General features: G+C 66.1%; 18 protein-coding genes. 9 read left to right on the top strand and 9 right to left on the bottom strand.

Annotation, left to right across the window (positions count from 1 at the left end; all coding sequences use genetic code 11):
* Positions 1 to 11 precede the first annotated feature (11 nt).
* From U873_RS0120760 to U873_RS0120740, 5 genes are all read right to left on the bottom strand, one after another.
* Complete coding sequence (locus U873_RS0120760) at positions 12 to 1,253, bottom strand: FAD-binding oxidoreductase (protein ID WP_025130070.1); 1,242 nt, start codon at positions 1,251 to 1,253, stop codon at positions 12 to 14.
* 46 nt (positions 1,254 to 1,299) lie between these two features.
* A complete protein-coding gene (locus tag U873_RS0120755) occupies positions 1,300 to 2,010 on the bottom strand; it encodes an ABC transporter permease (RefSeq protein WP_025130069.1) in 711 nt (236 codons plus the stop codon).
* Positions 2,007 to 2,726: an ABC transporter permease gene (locus U873_RS0120750; protein WP_025130068.1), complete on the bottom strand. Its 720-nt coding sequence runs from the start codon at positions 2,724 to 2,726 to the stop codon at positions 2,007 to 2,009. Before U873_RS0120750 ends, U873_RS0120755 begins: the two co-directional genes overlap by 4 nt.
* Positions 2,727 to 2,812: 86 nt before the next feature.
* Positions 2,813 to 3,565 (bottom strand): transporter substrate-binding domain-containing protein, encoded by a 753-nt coding sequence (locus U873_RS0120745; RefSeq protein ID WP_025130067.1) that lies wholly within the window; start codon positions 3,563 to 3,565, stop codon positions 2,813 to 2,815.
* A gap of 16 nt (positions 3,566 to 3,581) precedes the next feature.
* A complete protein-coding gene (locus U873_RS0120740; protein WP_025130066.1) occupies positions 3,582 to 4,457 on the bottom strand; it encodes a MurR/RpiR family transcriptional regulator in 876 nt (291 codons plus the stop codon).
* Positions 4,458 to 4,586: 129 nt separating this feature from the next.
* Between U873_RS0120740 and U873_RS0120735 the strand changes: the two genes are divergently transcribed.
* The 4 genes from U873_RS0120735 (at position 4,587) to nahK (ending at position 11,205) form a co-directional block, all read left to right on the top strand.
* Positions 4,587 to 5,633 (top strand): Ldh family oxidoreductase, encoded by a 1,047-nt coding sequence (locus U873_RS0120735; RefSeq protein WP_025130065.1) that lies wholly within the window; start codon positions 4,587 to 4,589, stop codon positions 5,631 to 5,633.
* A 224-nt stretch (positions 5,634 to 5,857) separates the two neighbouring features.
* Positions 5,858 to 7,042 (top strand): porin, encoded by a 1,185-nt coding sequence (locus U873_RS0120730; protein WP_025130064.1) that lies wholly within the window; start codon positions 5,858 to 5,860, stop codon positions 7,040 to 7,042.
* A gap of 427 nt (positions 7,043 to 7,469) precedes the next feature.
* Positions 7,470 to 8,633 carry a nitric oxide-sensing protein NosP gene (gene nosP, locus U873_RS0120725; RefSeq protein WP_025130063.1) on the top strand — a complete coding sequence of 388 codons (1,164 nt, stop codon included), beginning with the start codon at positions 7,470 to 7,472 and terminating at the stop codon, positions 8,631 to 8,633.
* Positions 8,563 to 11,205, top strand: a complete 2,643-nt coding sequence (gene nahK, locus U873_RS0120720; protein ID WP_043274613.1) for a hybrid sensor histidine kinase/response regulator NahK/ErcS' — start codon at positions 8,563 to 8,565, stop codon at positions 11,203 to 11,205. Before nosP ends, nahK begins: the two co-directional genes overlap by 71 nt.
* A 552-nt stretch (positions 11,206 to 11,757) precedes the next feature.
* On the opposite strand, the gene U873_RS0120710 is transcribed toward nahK, so the two are convergent.
* Complete coding sequence (locus tag U873_RS0120710; RefSeq protein WP_025130061.1) at positions 11,758 to 12,423, bottom strand: response regulator transcription factor; 666 nt, start codon at positions 12,421 to 12,423, stop codon at positions 11,758 to 11,760.
* Between the two features lie 54 nt (positions 12,424 to 12,477).
* Positions 12,478 to 13,020 (bottom strand): PQQ-dependent catabolism-associated CXXCW motif protein, encoded by a 543-nt coding sequence (locus tag U873_RS0120705; RefSeq protein WP_025130060.1) that lies wholly within the window; start codon positions 13,018 to 13,020, stop codon positions 12,478 to 12,480.
* A gap of 391 nt (positions 13,021 to 13,411) precedes the next feature.
* Here U873_RS0120705 and U873_RS0120695 point away from each other — a divergent pair, with 391 nt between their 5' ends.
* Together U873_RS0120695 and U873_RS0120690 are read left to right on the top strand one after the other, a co-directional pair.
* Positions 13,412 to 14,671, top strand: coding sequence for a sensor histidine kinase (locus tag U873_RS0120695; RefSeq protein WP_025130059.1), 1,260 nt, complete (start codon positions 13,412 to 13,414; stop codon positions 14,669 to 14,671).
* Complete coding sequence (locus U873_RS0120690; RefSeq protein ID WP_025130058.1) at positions 14,671 to 15,309, top strand: response regulator transcription factor; 639 nt, start codon at positions 14,671 to 14,673, stop codon at positions 15,307 to 15,309. Before U873_RS0120695 ends, U873_RS0120690 begins: the two co-directional genes overlap by 1 nt.
* A gap of 605 nt (positions 15,310 to 15,914) precedes the next feature.
* Here the strand turns inward: U873_RS0120690 and U873_RS0120685 are convergent.
* Both U873_RS0120685 and exaA read right to left on the bottom strand, forming a co-directional pair.
* Positions 15,915 to 16,574 carry a pentapeptide repeat-containing protein gene (locus U873_RS0120685; RefSeq protein ID WP_025130057.1) on the bottom strand — a complete coding sequence of 220 codons (660 nt, stop codon included), beginning with the start codon at positions 16,572 to 16,574 and terminating at the stop codon, positions 15,915 to 15,917.
* A 192-nt stretch (positions 16,575 to 16,766) separates the two neighbouring features.
* On the bottom strand, positions 16,767 to 18,659 hold the full coding sequence (exaA, locus tag U873_RS0120680; RefSeq protein WP_025130056.1) for a quinoprotein ethanol dehydrogenase: 1,893 nt from the start codon (positions 18,657 to 18,659) through the stop codon (positions 16,767 to 16,769).
* Positions 18,660 to 18,912: 253 nt separating this feature from the next.
* Here exaA and pedF point away from each other — a divergent pair, with 253 nt between their 5' ends.
* The 3 genes from pedF to U873_RS0120665 are packed head-to-tail and all read left to right on the top strand — an operon-like array spanning position 18,913 to position 21,086.
* Positions 18,913 to 19,371: a cytochrome c-550 PedF gene (gene pedF / locus U873_RS0120675; RefSeq protein ID WP_025130055.1), complete on the top strand. Its 459-nt coding sequence runs from the start codon at positions 18,913 to 18,915 to the stop codon at positions 19,369 to 19,371.
* A 5-nt stretch (positions 19,372 to 19,376) separates the two neighbouring features.
* Positions 19,377 to 20,141, top strand: a complete 765-nt coding sequence (locus tag U873_RS0120670) for a quinoprotein dehydrogenase-associated SoxYZ-like carrier (protein ID WP_025130054.1) — start codon at positions 19,377 to 19,379, stop codon at positions 20,139 to 20,141.
* 15 nt (positions 20,142 to 20,156) lie between these two features.
* Positions 20,157 to 21,086 (top strand): quinoprotein relay system zinc metallohydrolase 1, encoded by a 930-nt coding sequence (locus tag U873_RS0120665; RefSeq protein ID WP_025130053.1) that lies wholly within the window; start codon positions 20,157 to 20,159, stop codon positions 21,084 to 21,086.
* Positions 21,087 to 21,176 lie beyond the last annotated feature (90 nt).

Genomic DNA, 21,176 nt, shown 5'->3' with positions numbered 1-21,176 from the left:
TTCTCCGTCGGTCAGTTGAAGCGCTCGGCGCGGTAAGGGGTGGGGTCGGTAAACGGGGTTTCGCCGGTGACCATCTGCGCCAGCAGTTGGCCGCTCACCGGGCCCAGGGTCAGGCCGTGGTGGGCGTGGCCGAAGTTGAACCACAGGCCAGGGTGGCGCGGGGCGGGGCCGATCACGGGGCACATGTCCGGCAGGCACGGGCGGCGGCCCAGCCAGGGTTCGGCGTCGAGGCGTTCGCCCAGGGGGTAGAAGTTTCGGGCCAGGGCTTCGCAGCGGCGCAGTTGGATTTCGTTGATCGGGTCGTCGCGGTCGGCGAATTCGATGCCGGTGGTCAGGCGGATGCCGCCCACCATCGGTGCCAGGACGTAGCCACCCACCGGGTCGAGGATCGGGTGCTGCAGGCGGGTGCCGGGCACGGCGGCGTAGTGCATGTGGTAGCCGCGCTTGATCGCCAGGGGAATGCGGTAGCCCAGGGGCTCGAAGATGCCGCTGGCTTGCGGGCCCAGGGCCACCACCACTTCCTGGGCGCTGATCGGGCCGAGTTCGCTCTGCACCTGCCAGCTGCCTTCGATCTGGGTCAGGGTCAGGGCATCACCGATGACGAATTGGCCGCCGCGCTGCTTGAACAGTTCGGCGTAGCCCCGGGTCAGGCCGCCGGGGTCGCTCACGGTCTTGGGGTCGAGCCAGTGCAGGCCGCCCACTGTGTCGGGGTGCAGGCCGGGTTCCAGGGTCAAGAGTTCGGCGCGGTCCAGTACCCGGTAGTTGAGCTCGTAGTCCCGCAGGTCGGCGGCGGCGCGCTGGGCGAAGTCGAAGGCTTGCTGGTCGTTGAAGGCTTCGAGCCAGCCGCCGTCGGCGATCAGCTCCAGCATGTTGGCCGGGCGGGCCAGGGCCAGGTGTTCGGTGACGCAGCGTTCAATCAGCGGCAGCATGGCGCGGGTGGCGGCGGCCAGGCCCTTGGGCGAGGAGTGGCGCCAGTATTGCAGCAGCCAGGGGCCGGCCTTGGGCAGGTGGCGCAGGCTGTAGCGCACGTCCGATTGCTGGTTGAGGCCGTAGCGCACCAGCTTGGTCACTTCCCGGGGGAAGGCGTAGGGAATCACGCTGGCGCGTTCGATCAGCCCGGCGTTGCCGTGGCTGGTGCCGTTGCCCGGAGGCTGGCGGTCCAGCAGCACTACTTGGCGGCCGCGGGCCTGCAGGTGCAGGGCGCTGCTGACGCCGATGATCCCGGCGCCCAGAACGAGGGTTTGGCAATGCATGGTTCAGTCCTTATGACAGGGGCCGCGCGGCGGCCCGCTAAAGGGTTCAGTTCAGGTGCCGGCCCAGGCGGCCTTCCAGGTACTTGAGGCTGCGCCGCACCACTTCGACGATCAGCAGGTAGAGCACCGCGGCCCACAGGTAGATCTGGAAATCGAAGCTGCGGGAGAAGGCCAGTTTGGTCACTCCCATCAGGTCGTAGATGGTCACCAGGGAGGCGATGGCGCTGGCCTTGATCATCAAAATCAGCTCGTTGCCCAGAGGCCCGATGGCGATCAGCAGCGACTGCGGCAGTATCACTTTGCGAAACGCGGTCCAGCGCGACAGGCTCAGGGCCTTGCAGGCTTCGCGCTGCCCCTGGGCTACGGCCAGCAGGCTGCCGCGCAGGATCTCCGCCTGGTAGGCGGCGGTGTTCAGGGTGAAGGCCAGCAGGGTGCAGAACCAGGCGTCGCGGAAGAACCACCACAGGCCCACGTCCTGCCAGAAGCCTTTGAACGAGCCCAGGCCGTAATACAGCATGAACAGCTGGGCCAGCAGCGGCGAGCCGCGGAAGAAGTACACATAGGCCCCGGTGAAGCGCCGCAGGAAACGATTGCTGGACAGCCGCCCGAGGGCGATCAGCAGGCCGAGCACGGCGCCCAGGCTGAAGGAAATCGCCACCAGCTTGGCGGTCACCAGCAGGCCGTCGATAAAGCGCGGGCCGTAGCGTTCCAGCAGTTCCTGGTTGAGGAACAGGTTCAGCAGGTCATCCAGGCTCATGGTTGCAGGCTCCGTTGCGCACGGTTGAAGCGCCGTTCAAGAAAGCTGAACAAGTGCCCCGACAGCGCCGAGAAGAACAGGTAGCCAAAGCACGCCACGCTGTAGAACAGCATGGGTTCCTTGGTCACGCTGACCGCGAGGTTGGTCTGGCGCATCAGGTCCACCAGGGAAATGGTCGACACCAGGGAGGTGTCCTTGAGCAGCGACAGCCAGTTGTTGGAAAGGCCGGGCAGGGCGATGCGGGTCAGTTGCGGCAGCAGCACCCGGGTGAAGGTGGTACGGCGCGACAGGCTCAGGGCGCTGGCGGCTTCGTACTGGCCCTTGGGCAGGGTCTTGAACGCCGCCAGCCAGATCTCGCTGGAGAAGGCGGCGAACACCAGGCTGAAGGCGATCATCGCGGCGACGAAGGTGTTGATCGCCACTTCACCGGGGTAGCCCAGGGCACCGAGGATTTTCTGCGCTGCAATCTGGCAGCCGTAGTAGATGATCAACAGCGTCAACAGCTCCGGCAGGCCGCGAAACACCGTGGAAAAGGTCGTGGCCCAGGCCCGCGCCCAGCGGTTTTTCGAGCGTGCGGCCAGGGCCACCAGCAAGCCCAGGGGCAGGCCGATGGGCACGCAGGCCAGGGCCAGGGCGATGGTCACCAGGGCCCCGGCGAGCAGGGCCGAGCCCCAGCCGCCGCTGGCGAAGGACAGGAGTGACAGCTGTTCGAACATGCGCGAACCCTCTGGAAGAATGAACCGTGCAGGGCGCCGCCGCGCTCGGGGGAACGCGGGGCTTAGGCAGCGGTAAAGGCGGCCGGTCAGTAGATGTCGAAGGCGAAGTAGCGGCTGGAGATCTGCTTGTAGGTGCCGTCGGCGACGATCGCGTCCAGGGCCTTGTTCAGGCGCTCGCGCAGGGCGTTGTCTTCCTTGCGCACGGCGATCGAGGCATCGGCGGTGGTGCCGTTGACGTCACCGATGATCTTGCAGCAGTCCTTGCCGGCGCTTTCGGCCCAGGCCAGCAGCGGGAACTTGTCGGCGATCACCCCATCCACGCGCCCGGCCGCCAGGTCGCTGTTGGCTTCGTCGAGGGTCGGGTAGAACTTCACGTCGGCGCCGGCCGGGCCGTAGTGGTCCTCGGCGTAGATGGCCTGGGTCGAGGAGGCCTGGGCGCCCACGGTGCGGCCCTTGAAGTTGGTCTGGGCGTCGCTGATGTCCGAGTCCTTGGCCACCGCCACCGACAGCGGGGTGCGGTAGTAGTGGTTGCTGAAGGCGATCTTTTTCTTGCGTTCGTCGGTGGCGATCATCGAGGCCACCACGGCGTCGTATTTCTTCGCCAGCAGCGCCGGGATGATGCCTTCCCAGTCCTGGGCGACGATCTGGCACTCGACCTGCATCTGCTTGCACAGGGCATTGGCGATGTCCACGTCGAAGCCGTGCAGCTGGTTGTTGGAGTCCACGTAGTTGAAGGGCGGGTAGGCGCCTTCGGTGGCGATCTTCAGGGTTTCAGCCTGGGCGGTGCAAGCGCCGATGACCAGGGCGCAGGCGCCGGCGAAGCGAAGGACGTTGTTCATGGAGCACCTCGGTTATTTATTGTTTTGCGCGGGTGGACGATGTGTAGCCAACAAATTCGTTATGCAGGGCGGCGGTGGCTTCCAGGCGTTTTTCCACCTCGGGTCCCAGGTGCTTGCACACCTCGTTGATCAAGAGGTGCACCAGCGACAGCATGGCCGCGGTGGATTCCCAAAACAGGTTGAACTCGGTGGGCACGCGGAACACCTCGTCGGCGTTCTGCTCGGCCCAGTCGCAGAAGGTGTCGGTGACCAGGGTCACCGGAATCCCCGCCTCGCGGGCCTTGTGGCACAGGGTCAGGGCGTGGCGCGAATAGCGCCGGGCCTCGAACACCACCAGGGCGCAGTCTTCGGCGGGGCTCAGCAGCACGTCGGCGAAATGCCCGGCGGAGCCGTCCACCAGGTGCACGCCGTCGCGCAGGTATTGCAGCAGATGGACCATGGAGGCGGCGATGCCGCGCTCGGTCTGGAACCCCGCCACATACACCCGGCGCCGGCTGGCCAGGCGCTGGACCACGGTCTGCCAGGCCGGGGTCAGGCTGTATTCGTAGACCTTGACCAGCGCCGCCACTTCCAGCTCGAAGCTGCGGGGCAGGCCCTGGGCCGCCGGGTTGGGCTGCTGGCGAAATTCCTGCAGGCGGTCGCCCACCAGCCACGGGCCTTCGCCGAGGTCGTTCTTCAGGTCGTTTTTCAAATCCTTGAAATGGCTGTAGCCGATGGCGCGGCAGAACCGGCCGACGCTGGACTCGCTGACGCCGAGTTTTTCGGCGATGTCGGCGGCGGTCTGGAAGGGCAGCTCATAGAGGTTGGCCAGCATGTAGCTGGCAATCGCCCGGCCCGACGCGGTGGCGCTGGACAGGCTGCTTTCAAGGCGTTGTTTGATGGATTGGCTCATGGGTTTTCATTGTTATTGGCCGTTGACAATGGAAAATGAATGTTTTCTGTCATTAAGTCAATATTTGACAGTTAACTGGCGTGACGCGATAGTCAGGCACCTTCCAATAACAATTCCAATGGAGCTGCAATGACCGACGCGAACCACGCGACCCTGGCGCAGGCACCCGTCGAGTGCCTCGACCTGCCTGCCTTGACCGACTTGCTGCAACGGATTTTTCTTCGCCACGGCACCTCTGCCGAGGTGGCCCGGGTGCTGGCCGACAACTGCGCCCGGGCCCAGCGCGATGGTTCCCACAGCCACGGGGTGTTTCGCATTCCCGGCTACCTGTCGTCCCTGGCCAGCGGCTGGGTGAATGGGCAGGCGCTGCCGCAAGTGGAAGATGTGGCCCCCGGCGTGGTGGCGGTGGACGCCGCAGGCGGCTTTGCCCAGCCGGCCCTGGCGGCGGCCCGCGCGCTGCTGCTGAGCAAGGCCCGCAGCGCCGGGATCGCGGTGTTGGCGATTCGCAATTCCCATCACTTCGCGGCCTTGTGGCCGGATGTCGAGCCCTTCGCCGAAGAAGGCCTGGTGGCCCTGAGCCTGGTCAACAGCATGACCTGCGTGGTGCCCCATGGCGCCCAGCGCCCGCTGTTCGGCACCAACCCGATTGCCTTTGCCGCACCCCGCGAGGGCGCCGAGCCCATCGTCTTCGACCTGGCCACCAGCGCCATTGCCCACGGCGATGTGCAGATCGCCAAGCGCCAGGGCCAGCAACTGCCACCGGGCATGGGGGTGGACCGCGACGGCCAGCCCACTTGCGATCCGGCAGCGATTCTCGACGGCGGCGCCTTGCTGCCCTTTGGCGGGCACAAGGGCTCGGCGCTGTCGATGATGGTGGAGCTGCTGGCGGCGGCGCTGACCGGTGGCAACTTCTCCTTCGAGTTCGACTGGTCGCAACACCCGGGGGCGCAGACGCCCTGGACCGGGCAACTGCTGATCGTCATCGACCCCAACCACCTCGGCGGCGGGCGGTTTGCCCAGCGCAGCGGCGAGCTGGTGCGGCAGATGCAGGCCGTGGGCCTGGAGCGTATGCCGGGGGATCGGCGCTACCGCACCCGGGCCAAATCCCTGCAAGAGGGCATTCCCCTGGCCGCTGCCGAGCTGGCGCGACTGCGGGCCTTGGCGGGGGACGACTAAACGGCCGACGACTAAGGGCTTGATCCCTTCGCACCCGGGTCCATGAGCCCTTGGTGTTACTCCAGGTAGTGGGCCCGGTAGCGGGCCGGTCGTGGATCGGATTTGCCGCTCCCTGCCAGCCCCTCGAAAGCACCGTGAACTTGCCCCCAAGGCAGCCTATGGGCGGCCTTGGCGGGTTTCGATAATCGCCTCCGACAACTCGTCCCCCGATTGCGGAGCGCGCCATGCATAACAATAAGAACTGCCAGTACCCCTTGATTCCGGCCCTGATCGTCGGCCTGTCGACCCTTGGCCTGGGCTCTGTCGCCGAAGCCGAGATCCTGCTGTACGACAAGGACCAGACCACCTTCGCCACCGACGGCTACATCAACGCCTTCTACGTCAACAGCGACGTCGACCGCGCCGGCGACCAGTACGACCGCCGGCAGGCGCGGGTGAAGATGGGCTTTCTGCCCAACTACCTGGGCTTCACCATGGGCAAGCAGGTGGACGACCTCAAGCTCGGCGCCCGGGCCTCGTTCTGGGTCACCATCAACGACAGCGAAACCAACGGCACCGACACCGCCATCGACGTGCGCCAGTTCTACGGCACCGTGGCCAACCCGGAGTGGGGCGAGGTGCTGATCGGCAAGGACTTCGGCCTGTTCGCCCGGTCCAACATCCTGCTCGATGAAATGCTCGCCGGGTACGGCCAGGTCAGCGACAGCCTGGGGCTGGTGGACGGCGGCGGGGTGTCGTTCGGCAACATCGGCAGCGGTTATCCCTATCCCTTTCCGTCGTCGCAGATCACTTATCGCAGCCCGCTGATGGACGGCCTGCGGGTGGCGGTGGGCATCCTCGACCCGGTGGACACCAACGACAGCAGCGCCCTGGGCAAGGCCTACCAGAAGAACCCGCGCACCGAGAGCGAGATCACCTACCAGTTCGACCTGGGCGGGGCCAAGTTCTACAGCTGGCTCAACGGCAGCTACCAGACCTCCGACAACACCGACCCCAACGTGCAATCGGTGACCTCCAAGGGCCTGGGCTATGGCCTGCAGGCCAAGATGGGCGGCTTGTCCCTGACCGGTTCCGGGTTCCAGGCCAAGGGCATCAATCCGTTCTTCACCAACAACGCCGGCGAAGCCACCCTGCGCAATGTCGACAGCAAGGGCTACCTGCTGCAGGGCTCGTACAAGGTGGGCAAGAACCGCCTGGCGCTGTCCTACGGCAAGACTAAGGACGACGGCAACGGCGTGGTCGGCAGCGGCGCCGACTACCAGACCCGGGGCGTGGCGCTGTTCCACGACATCAACGACAACCTCAAGCTGGTGGCCGAATACAACCAGTTCGAGATCGACGGCCACCACACCAATGCGCAGAACGAAAACACCGACACCTTCGCCGTGGGTGCCGTGCTGACCTGGTAACCCCAGCGCCGGCCCTGGCGTGCGCATCGCGCCCGGGCCGGCGCCCCGCATTCCCTCTATTTCCCGTACCTACGCCTTCCCTGTAGGAGCCGGCTTGCCGGCGAAGAGGCCCGCCAGCCTTGCACCAGGCTGGCCGACGCCTTCGCTGGCAAGCCAGCTCCTACGGAGGTCGCGCCCGGCTTTCCCTCTATTTCCCGTATCTACACCTTCCCCTGTAGGAGCCGGCTTGCCGGCGAAGAGGCCCGTAAGCCCTGCACCAGGCCGGCCGACGCCTTCGCTGGCAAGCCAGCTCCTACACGGTGGTCGGGCATTCAGGCGGCCGGGCACCTACACCCATGGAACCGGCTACCCGCTACCCAAGTAGCATTCGTGCCCCGGGGCCGGCTTCGTACACTCATTGCTCAGACAACCCGCGCCGGAGGCGACGATGCAGCAAGCCCAGAGCGAGGGCGTGGTCAGTGCCATGTCCCAGGCCGTCGATCCGCAGCAGGTGGCCCAGGACCTGGCCGGCCAGTTGCTGCATCCGCACTTGGGCTTCGTGCTGTTTTTCTGTTCCGCCGAATACCCGCTGTACACCCTGGGCCCGGCCCTGCAGCAGAGCTTCGGTGGCATCCCCCTGGTGGGCTGCACCAGCGCCGGGGAAATCACTCCCCTGGGCTACGGGCGCAATTGCGTGACCGCCATCGGCTTCGATCACCGGCACTTTTCCATCGCCGCCGAACTGATCGACCAGATGGAGCACTTCAGCCTGATCGACGCCCAGCAGATGGTCGAACGCCTGGTGGGCCGTTGCCGCAGCAATACCCTGGCGCCGATCAAGGGCAACAGCTTCGCCCTGACCCTGCTAGACGGCCTGTCGAGCCGCGAGGAAATGGTCCTGGCTGCCCTCAGCGCGGCCCTGGGGGACATTCCGCATTTCGGCGGTTCGGCCGGCGATGACAACTACCTGACCCACACCCACGTGTATTTCGGCGGCGAGTTCCACAGCGGCGCGGCGGTGCTGGTGCTGGTCAACACCTGGCTGGATTTCGAGGTGTTCACCACCCACCACATCCAGCCTCGGGAAGAAAAACTGGTGGTCACCGGCGCCGACAGTACTTTACGCCGGGTCTATGAACTGAACGCCGAGCCCGCCGCCGAGGAGTACGCGCGGCTGATCGGCGTGCCCCTGGCGCAGCTCGACCATCGGGTGTTCGCCGCCCACCCGCTGGCGGTGCGGATCAACCAGCACTATTACGTGCGCGCGGTGCAGCAGGTGCACCCGGACCTGAGCCTGAGTTTCTACTGCGCGGTGGAGAACGGCATCGTCCTCACCGCCATGACCCCCGGCCCCTTGCTGCCCAACCTGCAACAGCTGTTCGACGGCTTGCAGCAGCGCCTCGGCGGGCTGTTGCTGACCATTGGCTGCGACTGCTTTTTGCGCCGCCTGGAACTGGAGGGGCAGGGCAGCCTGGAGCAGATCGGGGCCTTTTTGCGGGAACAGCGGGTGATGGGTTTCAACACCTACGGAGAACAGTTCAATGGCATGCACATTAACCAGACCTTCACCGGGGTCGCCATTGCCCGCAGTCGAACTCCGGCCCGCCGCTGAGCTGCAAGCCCAGCTCGACTGCCTGCAGCGCGAGAACCGCAAGCTGCGGCGGATCAACAGCGCGCTGATCGAGCGGGTCGAATCCGGCATCACCCGCGGCAACGATCCTTATGCGGCGTTCCAGCATTCGGTGGTGCTGGCCGAGCAGGTGCGCGAACGCACCGACGCCCTGAACCAGGCCATGGCCGAGCTCAAGGCCGGCAACCATTTGCTCAGCGAAGCGCGGCTGCGGGCCGAGACGGCGCACCAGCACCTGATCGACGCCATCGAGAGCATTTCCGACGCCTTCGTGCTGTTCGACCAGGAGCAGCGCATCGTCCTGTTCAACAGCCGCTTCCGCGCCTTCTGGAGCCACAGCCGGGTGCGGATCATGGCCGGCATGCGCCTCTCGGAAGTGCGCAGGTTGCTGACCAGCACCGGGCTGTTCAGCGAGGAACCGCGCAGTGGCGGTGAAGAGCAGTTGCTCTATCGCCTGCACAACGGCCGCTGGCTGCAGGTCAGCGAGCGGCCGACCCGGGAAGGCGGGCGGGTGATCCTGTTCACCGACATCACTGAGGTCAAGCACAGCGAAACCCTGCGCCGGGAACAGGCGGTGGCGCAAAAGTCCCACCTGCTGCAACGGGCGGTGGACAACCTGTCCCAGGGCGTGGCCATGGTCAGCGCCGAGGGCGTGCTGGAGTTGTGGAACCGGCGCTTCCTCGAACTCAGCGGGCTGGCCCCAGTGGCCGCGCATCGCTTGTTTGCCGAGGTCATCGGCGACAGCGAACTGCGCCTGCTGAGCCCCGACAGCCGCGACGCCAACGGCCGGCCGATCCACGAATGCGAACAGCGCCTGAGCGATGGCCGGGTGCTGGAGATTCGCACCCATCCGTTGCCCACCGGCGGTTTCGTCAACACCTTCACCGACATCACCGAACGCTACCAGCACGCCGAGGCCCTGAGTGAAAGCGAACGCTGGATCCGCCTGATCACCGACCATGTGCCGGCGCTGATCGCCTACCTGAATGCCGACCTGGTGTACGAGTTCACCAACAAGGTCTATGAGGAGTGGTACTGCTGGCCGCGGGGCGTGATGCTCGGCCAGAGCCTGCGCGAGGTGCACAGCGAGCAGCACTACCAGCGCCTGGAAAGCTATGTGGAGCGGGCCCTGGCCGGGGAGAGCGTGACCTTCGAATTCGCCGAGACCAACATCAACAACCAGGAGCGCTACATGCTCCGCTCCTACGTGCCCAACCGCCTGGCCAATGGCGAGGTGGTGGGGATCTTCGTGCTGATCCGCGACATCACCGAGCGCCGGCGCACCGCCGAGGCCCTGCATCAGGCCTACCAGAACCTGGAACTGCGGGTACGCGAACGCACCGCCGAACTCACCACCCTCAACCAGCAACTGCTGCGCGAGATCGAAGAGCGCAGCCGGGTCGAATCACGCTTGCGCGAAGCCAAGGCCGAGGCCGAACGAGCCAACCTGTCGAAGACCAAGTTCCTCGCCGCGGTCAGCCATGACCTGCTGCAACCTCTGAACGCCGCGCGGCTGTTCACCAGCGCCTTGCTCGAGCGTCGCGACCCCCAGGCCAGCAGCGCCCTGGTGCGCAATGTCAGCAACTCCCTGGAGGATGTGGAAAACCTGCTGGGCACCCTGGTGGACATTTCCAAGCTCGATGCCGGGGTGATCAAGGCCGATATCGCGCCCTTTGCCTTGAGCGAACTGCTGGAAAACCTCGCCGCCGAGTACGCCCAGGTGGCCCGCAGCGAGGGCCTGGAACTGCACTTCGTGGCCTGCTCGGCGCTGGTGCGCAGCGACATCCAACTGCTGGCGCGGATTCTGCGCAACCTGCTGAGCAACGCCATCCGCTACACCCGCCAGGGCCGCGTGGTGCTGGGCTGCCGGCGCCAGGGGCACTGGCTGTCGGTGGAAGTCTGGGACAGCGGCATGGGCATCGCCGCCGAACGCCTGGAGGAAATCTTCCAGGAGTTCAAGCGTGGCGAAGAACAGCGCCCGGACCAGGATCGCGGCCTGGGCCTGGGGCTGGCCATTGTCGAGAAGATTGCCGGGATTCTCGGGCACCGCATCGGCGTGCGCTCCTGGCCGGGGCGCGGTTCGGTGTTCAGCGTGCAAGTGCCGATCAGCGCCAGCGCGCCGGTGCCAGCGCCGCGCCCGGAACTGGGGGAAGCCCTGCTGGAACGTTTACAGGGCGCGCGGATCTGGGTGCTGGATAACGACGCGGCGATCTGCGCCGGCATGCGCACCCTGCTTGAAGGCTGGGGCTGCCAGGTGATCACCGCCTTGTCCGAAGAAGACCTGGCGCGCCAAGTGGACGACTACCGTGCCGAGGCCGACCTGCTGATTGCCGACTACCACCTGGACCAGCAACAGAACGGCATCGATGCGGTCGCGCGAATCAACGCCCGCCGCGCCCTGGTGATCCCGGCGATGATGATCACCGCCAACTACAGCAACGAGCTCAAACAGCAACTGCGCGAACTGGGCCACACCCTGATGCACAAACCGGTGCGGCCGATGAAACTCAAGACCGCCATTAGCCACCTCCTGAGCCCAACGCGGCATCCCTGACAACCGTAGGAGCTGGCTTGCCAGCGAAGGCGCCCGCAAGATCGCCTTCGCCGGCAAGCCGGCTCCTACAGGGCCCCCACGGAATCACTGACTGCCGTAGGAGCTGGCTCGCCAGCGAAGAGGCCCGCAAGACCGCCTTCGCCGGCAAGCCGGCTCCTACAGGGCTCTCCACGAAATCACTGACAGCTGTAGGAGCTGGCTCGCCAGCGAAGAGGCCCGCAAGACCGCCTTCGCCGGCAAGCCGGCTCCTACAGGCCCCCACGAAATCACTGACTGCTGTAGGAGCTGGCTCGCCAGCGAAGGGGCCCGCAAGATCGCCTTCGCCGGCAAGCCGGCTCCTACAGGGCCCCCCACGAAATCACTGACAGCTGTAGGAGCTGGCTTGCCAGCGAAGGGGCCCGCAAGACCGCCTTCGCCGGCAAGCCGGCTCCTACAGGCCCCCCCACGGAATCACTGACAGCTGTAGGAGCTGGCTCGCCAGCGAAGGGGCCCGCAAGATCGCCTTCGCCGGCAAGCCGGCTCCTACAGGATCGGCGGCACGCTCATCTGAATTCAGCGGCGCAGGTAGGCGCCGAAATCAATATCCCCAGCACTGAGGATCGCTTGCACCCGGTTGTGCACATTGAGCTTGCGCAAAATCGCCGAGACGTGGGCCTTCACCGTGGTTTCGGCAATGTCCAGGGTGTAGGCGATCTGTTTGTTCGACTCGCCCTTGGTCATCCGTTCCAGCACCAGCAGCTGTTTGCGGGTCAGGGCCTGGAGCAGTTCCGGGGGGAAGCTCGGGGGCTCGCTGTTGCGCCGCCCCGGCTGGCTTTTCTGGGTGCGGATGATGTCCGGCGGCAGGTACACGTTGCCGTTGAGGATCTGTTCGATGGCATCGGTCATCTGCGAGCGCGGTGAGGATTTGGTGATGAAACCCACGGCGCCGTAGGTGATGGCCTGGAGCACGATCTGCTTGTCCTGCTCGGCGGACACGATCACCACCGGAATGGTCGGCGCTTCGTTGCGCAGGGTGATCAGGCCGTTGAGGCCGTGCATGCCGGGCATGTTCAGGTCCAGCAGGATCAGGTCGAGGTCGTCGTGTTCCTGGGTCAGGGCCAGGGCGCTGTCCAGGTCGGCGGTTTCCATCACCTCGCTGCCGGGAAATCCGTCGCTGATGACGTTGTGGATGGCTTCGCGAAACAGTGGGTGATCGTCGGCTATCAGAATTTTATACATGGCCTTTCACCTCGTTATTGTGGTTATGGGGGCGGCAACGCCGTGCTGCGGCGCTCAGGGAAAGGGTTGCGGCCGGGCCGCTTCCACGGGCAGGCCGGCGGCTTCCCAGGCATCCAGGCCGTCGCGGTACCAGTAGAGGTTCCTATAGCCCAGGGCTGCCGCGCGTTTTACCGCGTTCCAGCTCAGCCAGCAATCGGCACGGCAATAGAACACCAGGGCGCGTTGCGGGTCGGCGTGGCTCAGGCGTTGCAGGTTGCCGGCGAAATAGGCCTGCCATTCGGGGCTCAGTTCGCCGTCGCCAGTATTGGCCAGCCAGTGGCTGCCGGGGAGGTTGGCGTGGGGCTCGCTGTCGATGAAGCGGCCCTGCAGCCATTGCCGGCGGTAGACGTCGATCAGCAGTGGCGCCGGTTGCTCCTTGAGCAGTTGTTGCAGGCCCGGGGTGTCGATGATCCGGCCCTGGTCGATCTGCAGCGGGGTCGGGCTGCGGTACAGGCGGGTGCGATAGCCCTCGGCGGAAAACAGCGGGGCAGCGGCCTGGGCGGCGTCCAGGGCCAGGCTCAGGGTTAGCGCAGCCAGGGTCTCTAAGGCACGGGGCATAAGGCTTTTATCCTTTTTGTTATAGGCCCATTACATGCCAGGGCAGGGCCTTTTGTGAATGCGACCATCGACAGCAAAAGCAGTACCAAAGTCGTAGAAAACCCTGCCGCCAAGAGGGTGTTGGCAAAGCCGGGATGGGGGCTTGCCGGCGGTTGGCCGACGCCGGTGTTCGCCGGCTATGCAGAAAGTAGCGGGGCAGCAGTACCAAGGTAGTAGGCCGGCACTCTTGCGCTGGCCTTAGCATGGGCTGCAGCGGCCATGGCCACCCGGAGGACCTCCCCATGCGCATCCTGAAAGTGCTGCTGTTGCCGTTGCTGCTGATCCTCAGCCTGATCGGCGTCGATCGCCTGCACGGCTCACGGTCGGCACCGGCGGCGCTGGGGCGCTAGGCATGTCGGCCCTGTGGCGGATCAATCTGTGGGTCACGGCCTGTTTTGCCCTGCTGACCCTGGCCTGCGCCGGGCTGTTGCTGCGCCAGGCGGCGGACGATGTGGCGCGCGAAGTGCAATCCGCCGAGGCCTTGGTGCAGTACCTGGGGGACAGCGCCGAACGCCAGCCCGCCAGCCTGCAACCGCAACTGACCCGCAGCCTGCGGCATGTGCGGGTGCACTGGCTGGCGCCGGATGAAGACCCGGCGCCGCTCGGTACCGTCGCTGCCGATGGCTGGCTGGGGCGCCTGCTGCTGGGTAACAACCCGCCCAGTGCTCGGCTACTGGAACTGAATGACGGCCGGCGCGTGCTGATTGCGGTGAATGCCGCCGCTGAACTGGGGGAAGTGCGCCAGGCCCTGCAGCAATGGTTTGGCCTGTGCGCGCTGGCGCTGCTGCTCAGCCTGCTGAGCATCGGCTGGGCGGTGGGGCGTGGCCGGGCCTGGCTCGATGAAGTGCTGCACGCCCTGGGCCAGGTCTCCGACGGCCAGATGGCGGTGCGCCTGCGCAGCACCGCGCTGCCGGAAACCCGCCAGTTGGCCGAGCATTTCAACCGCATGGCCAGCGCCCTGGAGCAGGCCCATGCCGACAACCAGCAACTGACCCAGACCCTGCTGGCGGTGCAGGAGCAAGAGCGCAACCACCTGGCGCAGACCCTGCACGACGACCTCGGCCAATACCTGGCCGGCATCCGCGCCCAGGCCTGCCTGCTGCGTCTGGTGGTGGACCAGCCGGCCCTGGTGGCCAGCACTGCCCAATCCCTGGAGCTCAACTGCGAGCACCTGCAACAGGGTTTTCGCGCCATGGTCCAGGACCTGTACCCGGTGGTGCTGGGCCACCTGCCCCTGGCCGAAGCCCTGGGGTTGCTGGTGCAGCAGTGGCAAGCGCGCCAGGGGATTGAATGCCGGCTGCGGGTTGGCCAGCGCCTGCCGGCATTGCCGGGGGCGAGCAAGACCCACCTCTATCGCCTGTTGCAGGAAGCCCTGACCAACGTCGCCCGGCACGCCGGCGCCAGCCAGGTGCGGGTGCGCCTGCAACGCAGCGGCTCAGGGCTGCGCCTGCTGATCCGTGATAACGGTCGCGGTGCACCCCAGGCCCGGCGAGCGGGTGTCGGCCTGCATTCCATGGCCGAACGGGCCCGCTGCCTGGGTGGTGAGCTGCGCATCATCAACTGCCCCGGCGCCGGTTGGGCGCTGGCCCTGAATGTGCCCTTGGAGGCCTGATGAATATCTTGTTGGTGGATGACCACGCGGTGGTCCGTCAGGGTTACGCCAGCCTGTTGCAGGCGGTGTTGCCGAGCATGCGGGTACGTGAAGCGGCCAATGGTGAAGAAGCCCTGGCCCGGGTGCTGGAAGACGTGCCGCAACTGGTGATCATGGATTTTGCCTTGCCGGGCATCAGTGGTTTGGAGACCACTCGGCGCCTGCGCCAGCGTTTGCCGCAGTTGCGGGTGTTGTTTTTCAGCATGCACGACGAACTGCCCCTGGTGCGCCAGGCCTTGGAAGCGGGGGCTTCGGGGTATCTGACCAAGAGCTCGGCCCCCCAGGTGCTGATCGACGCGGTGCATCGGGTGCTGGCCGGGCATGCGTACATCGAGCAAGGGTTGGCCACGCAGTTGGCGTGCACGCCGTTGCGCGACGAGAGCGACCCGCGCTTGCAGAGCATGACCCAGCGCGAGATGGAGATTTTCGTGATGCTGGCCAAAGGCACCCCGGCGCGGCTGATTGCGCAGCAGCTGTGTATCAGTGGCAAGACGGTGTCGAACTATCTGACCTTGCTCAAGAGCAAGCTGCAGGTCAGCTCCCATGCCGAGCTGGTGCATCTGGGGATTGATATGGGGGTGGTGCGGGTGGCGGGCTAATTGCGGTTTCGTCTTTGCGGCCAGGAGGACGGAGTACATATCCGGTGCTGCGGTCACGGCGGCTTAGGGTTTCGCCCTTACGGCGAGTCCCTTTTTACAGTCGCCGGAGTGCCGGCCCAGCAAAAAAAGAACCAACAACGCTCGCCTCTCCATGGGCCCCTCGCTAAGGCTGGGAAGGGGCCTGAAGAGCAAGAGCCAAGCGCGTATTACGCGCTTTTCGTAGGAGCCGGCTTGCCGGCGAAGGGGCCCTAAAGTCATGCATCGTTCTGGCTGACGCCTTCGCTGGCAAGCCAGCTCCTACGGGGCGCTACACACGGCCTCATCCTCAGGTCGGCCGCAAGGCCGCCGTCAGATTTTGCTTTTGCTTTTGATTTTCCTGCCCCTTTAAACACGATGGCCGGAGCTCGGGCATGCCGAGCCTTAGCGAGGCACCGAGTGGAGGGGCAGAAGCGTTTTGCTTACTTTTGCCTGGGCCGGCACTCCGGCTGTTCAAAAGTGAGTCGCTGTAAGAGTGAAACCGCCAGCCGCCGCTACCGCCGCATCGGATATGTACTCAACCCTTCATCAGCCGCCGCTACCGCAGCACCGGATACGCACTCATCCCCCTACTTATCCCACGTCCGAGGACACCCCTCACACCCCTCCATATTGGCATCCTGAAAATTCCCGTAATGCTGCCGCGCTCCCCGTAGATCAGCCCCCTGCAGATTGCTCTCGCCAAACTTCGCTTCCTGCAGATTGGCATCGCTCAGGTCAGCCCCTTGCAGATCCGCCTTGCTCAACCAGGTCATTTCCAAATCCGCCGCCTGCAGGTTGGCCTGCTGCAGCTTGGCTCCGGACAGCCGGGCAAATTGCAGGTAGGCCGCGCTGAGGTTGGCGTTCTTGAATTGCGCGCCCTGGGCAAACAGGCCCCAGCCCTGGATCGCCACCAGCTTGGCGTCGGTGAAGTCCGCCAGCCGCAGGTTGCTCTGTTGCAGGCTGGCGCGGGTCAGGTTGGCGCCCTGCAGGCGGGCTTGTTCCAGGTTGGCCAGGTCCAGCTGGGCGTGGCGCAGGTCGGCGTCACGCAGGTCGGCGCCGGCCAGGTTCATCTTGCGCAGGTCCTGGTTGGCCAGCTTGGCGCCCCGCAGGTTGGCCCCGGGGCATTGGCTGGATTCGGCAATCAGGCAGCCGTTGACGGTCAGCGGTACGTCGTTGCCGTCGTCGTCGACGTTCATGGCCAACGCCGGGGAGAGGATCAACATCAGGGCCAGTGGCAGGTAGTTCATGGTGCGGTTCTCCAGGCGGGAGTGAAGGCGGGTGGGGCGAGGGTGCGGGCTTGCGCTCGATCGGCGCCCCGGGGGCGCAGCCGTGCAGAGCCCGGCCCCCGGGGTGTGCCTGGCACCTCCCGGGGGCGGGCTTCTGGGGCGCTGCGCGACACAGCCAAGCACGCTCCCTCGCCACAGACAGGACGGTGACGGTCAGCGCTGGGCGCTCTGGTTATCCCAGCTCGGGATCTTGAACACCCAGAACGAACCGCCTTGGGCCACCGGCTTGGTCAGCTCGGCCATGTCGCCGCCCCACAGCGGCACCGCGCCGCCGTAGCCCACGGTCACGCCGATGTACTGCTCGCCATCCTGTTCCCAGGTGATGGGCGGCGAGACGATGCCGCTGCCGGTCTGGAATTTCCACAGCTCCTTGCCGGTCTTGGCGTCGAAGGCCTTGAAGAAGCCGTCGCCGGTGCCGGTGAACACCAGGTTGCCCTTGGTCGCCAAGACCCCGGCCCACAGCGGCAGGTGTTCCTTGTGTTCCCAGACCAGCTTGCCGGTGGTCGGGTCCATGGCGCGCAGGGTGCCGACGTGGTCGTCGTACATGCGCTTGATGCGGAAACCCATCCCTAAGTAGGCCGAGCCTTTCTTGTAGTTGACTTCCTCGGTCCAGTACTCCTCCTTCCACTGGTTGCCGGGGATGTAGAACAGCCCGGTGTCCTGGCTGTAGGCCATGGGGTTCCAGTTCTTGCCCCCGAGGAACGGCGGCGAGACTTCCACCGGCTTGCCCTTGGTTTCACCCGGCAGCGGCTTGGCCGGACGCTGGCCTTCGTTTTCCACCGGGCGCCCGGTCTTCAGGTCGATGTGGCTGGCCCAGGTGATGTTGTCGACGAAGGGGAAAGCGTTCTGCAATTTGCCGTTGTTGCGGTCCACCACGTAGAAGAAGCCGTTGCGGTCGGCGTGGCCGGTGGCCTTGACCACTTTGCCGTCCTTGCCCTTGTAGTCGAACAGCACCAGTTCGTTGTTGCCGGAGAAGTCCCAGGCATCGTTCGGCGTGTGCTGGTAGAACCACTTCACTTCGCCGGTGCTCGGGTCGACGCCGACCTGGCCCGAGGTGTACAGGCTGTCGTAGTCGTGGGGGTTGCCGTCTTTCGAGGTGCGTGCCCAGGTGTTCCACGGGCCCGGGTTGCCGGCGCCGACGATGATGGTGTTGCTCTCGGCATCGAAGCTGGCGCTCTGCCAAGGGGCGCCGCCGCCATGGCTCCAGGCCTCGACCTTGCCGGTTTCGGTGGTCTTGTCGTCGGGCCAGGACGGCGCCTTGACGTCGCCGGTGGGGGTGCTGTCCTTGCCGTTCAGGCGGCCCATGTGGCCTTCGACGAAGGGCCGCATCCACACCTCTTCGCCGGTGTCCGGGTCGCGGGCGAACAGCTGGCCGACCACGCCGAATTCATCGCCGGAGCTGCCGTGGATCAGCAGCACCTTGCCGCTGGTCTTGTCCTTGATCAGCACCGGGGCGCCGGTCATGGTGTAGCCGGCGCTGTGGTCGCCGAACTTCTTGTTCCACACCACCTTGCCGGTGTTCTTGTCCAGGGCGATGACCCGGGCGTCGAGGGTGCCGAAGTAGATCTTGTCGCCGTAGATCGCCGCGCCGCGGTTGACCACGTCGCAGCACGGGCGAATGTTGTCCGGCAGGCGGTGGTTGTAGGTCCACAGGCGTTTGCCGGTCTTGGCGTCGAGGGCGAACACCCGCGAGTAGGAGCCGGTGACGTAGACCACGCCGTCGCTGACGATGGCCTGGGATTCCTGGCCGCGCTGCTTCTCGTCGCCGAAGGAGTAGGACCAGGCCGGGGTCAGCTTGAACACGTTCTGGTCGTTGACCTGGGCCAGCGGGCTCCAGCGCTGGGCGTTGGTGCCCATGCCGTACTGCAGCACGTCCTTGGTGGTCAGGTGGTCGTTGGCGATGTCTTCCCAGGTGACGTTGCGGGTGCTTGGCGCGGCCGCGGTGGCGGCACTGGCGCCGGCGCTCAGGGACAGGCTGCCGGCGAGCACAAAGGCCTGCATGGCCAGGGTCAGCGGGGAAAGGGTGGGTAGCGTTCTTATTCTCATGGTGGCAGTTCCCAGTGGAGGTTTTGGCCTGACTAGGGTGTGCCGGGGCGTGGCCTGGAGATACGGAAAAAGTCCCGCGCTTGCCGGGAAAACTTCCCAGCCGGCACCTGATTTAGACCCGCACCACAAGCCCTACTACCAAGGGAGTAAGGCCCGGCCACCAAAGCAGCATACGGCTGCCCCGGGGGCTGTTTCTAAGATGGCGCCACGGCCTCTGTCGAGAGGCCTCGCGTGCAATCTTGAGGGCATGACAATGATAAGAAAACACAACGCCTGGCTGGCCGCCGGGCTGCTGGCCGGCCTGTTGAGCAGCGGTGCATGGGCCCACGGCAACGTAGTGCCCCAGGCGGTGGAAACCAAGGGCCTGACCCCGGTCAAGGACGCCGGCGTGACCCTGGACGGCGACGGCTGGGCCGCGGTCAATCCGTACCGCGCCAGCCCCGAGCGGGACAAGGCGGTGGAAATCGGCGCCTCGGCCTACAACCAGAACTGCGCCGCCTGCCATGGCCTGGAAGCCAAGTCCGGCGGCATTGCCCCGGACCTGCGCATGCTCGATGTCGGCGACGCCGGGGACGAGTGGTTTGTCGAACGGGTGCGCCACGGCGCGGTGCGCGATGGCCGGGTGTACATGCCGAAGATGGCCGACTACCTGAGCCAGGAAACCCTGTGGGCGGTGCGCACCTACCTGGACAGCGTGCACGTCGAGGAGTGACGGCCATGGGCCTCAGGGGGCTGTACCTGGGCGGCCTGCTGCTGGTGGCGCCGCTGGCCTTTGCGGCCCGCATCGAGCCCGGCCCGGACCCGGTGCCGTCGGTGATGTGGGCCTACTACCAGCGGCAGATCCTGGCGGACGCACCCTTCGTCTTCGATGAGCGGGTCAAGCTGCTGGCGCCGCCGTTTGCCGAGGATGCACGCCAGGTGCCGCTGGAAATCGACGCCCGGGCCTTGGCCGGCGAGGTGGTGCAGATCCTCGCCTGGGCCGAGCTCAACCCGTTGCCGCGGATCGTCGATTTCGAGCCCGGCGCCGGGGTGGCGCCCTGGCTGTCGATCCGAATCCGCATCGAACAGGCCACGCCTTTGCGCGCCGCGGTGCTGACCCGCGATGGCCTGTGGCACGTCGGCTCGGCCCTGATCGACGCCGCCGGCGGTGGCTGCACCGCCCCCAGCCTGGTGCGCAGCCAGCCCGGCTGGGAAGATCACGTCGGCGAGGTGCTGGGGGCGCGTTATCCCCGGGGCAGCGCCAGCCGTTTGCGCCTGCAGGTGTCGCACCCGATGGACAACGGCCTGCTCGGCGGCATCCCCGAATTCTTTCTCAACCAGGCGCAACTGCTGGACGCCGACAACCGCGTGCTGGCGCGCCTGGAGCTGTACCCGGCGGTCAGCGAGAACCCCAACCTGGGGTTCGATATCCAGGCCCCCGGGCAAACCCGCCTGCTGTTGCGGGACAACAACGGCAATCAGTTCGAAGCGACCATTCCCTGAGCCGAGGAGCAAGCCATGCGCTGGGTACTGCTGCTGTGTCTGAGCCTGAGCCTGCCGGCCTGGGCCGAACTGGACTACCGCCTCAAGCCCCGGCAGATCGCCGAGGGCACCTGGCTGCTGGAAGGCGGCACCGAGAATTTCTCCCGGGACAACGGCGGCAATATCGTCAACACCGGGTTCATCGTCACCGAGGCCGGCGTGCTGGTGATCGACACCGGGCCGTCGAAACGCTACGGCCAAGCCCTGCGCCAGGCGATCGCCGCCACCACCGAGCAACCGCTGGCCCAGGTGCTGCTGACCCACCATCACCCGGACCATGTGCTGGGCAACCAGGCCTTCAGCGACGTGCCCATTGCGGCCCTGGCCGGCACCACCGACCGGCTGCGCGAACAGGGCGACGCCATGGCCGAGAATCTCTACCGCCTGGTGGGCGACTGGATGCGCGGCACCGAGGTGGTGCTGCCCAACCGGACCCTGGAGCCCGGGGTACTGGAGATTGGCGGGCACCGCCTGCGGCTGCTGGCCCTGGCCGGCCATACCGGCGCCGACCTGGCGATTTTCGACGAACGCACCGGAGTGCTGTTCGCCGGCGACCTGGTGTTCTACCAGCGCGCCCTGACCACCCCCAACAGCCCGGGGCTTGAAGTCTGGCTCGACGACCTGCAGCGCCTGCAAGCCTTGCCCTGGCGCCTGATCGTTCCTGGCCACGGCCCGGTGGCCAGCAGCGCCGCCCCCTTTGCCCAAATGCGCGACTACCTGGGTTGGCTGCACCAACTGCTGAGCGCCGGCGCGGCCCGTGGCGACGACATGGCCGAATTGATCCGCGCACCGATTCCCGAGCGTTTCGCCGCCATCAGCCTGACCCGTTACGAGTTGATCCGCAGCGTCAGCCACCTGTACCCGGGCTACGAGCGCAAGCGCATGCAGCGGGTCGACCTGCCCTGACCATCCCCGTGCAGGCGCTGGCTGGCCAGCGAAGAGGCCCACCAAACCGCCATCGCCGGCAAGCCGGCTCCTACAGAACTCACCCCCTCT

The sequence above is a fragment of the Pseudomonas sp. PH1b genome, assembly GCF_000633395.1.
Classification (GTDB): Bacteria; Pseudomonadota; Gammaproteobacteria; order Pseudomonadales; family Pseudomonadaceae; genus Aquipseudomonas.
This window is presented reverse-complemented; position numbering and strand designations above follow the sequence as displayed.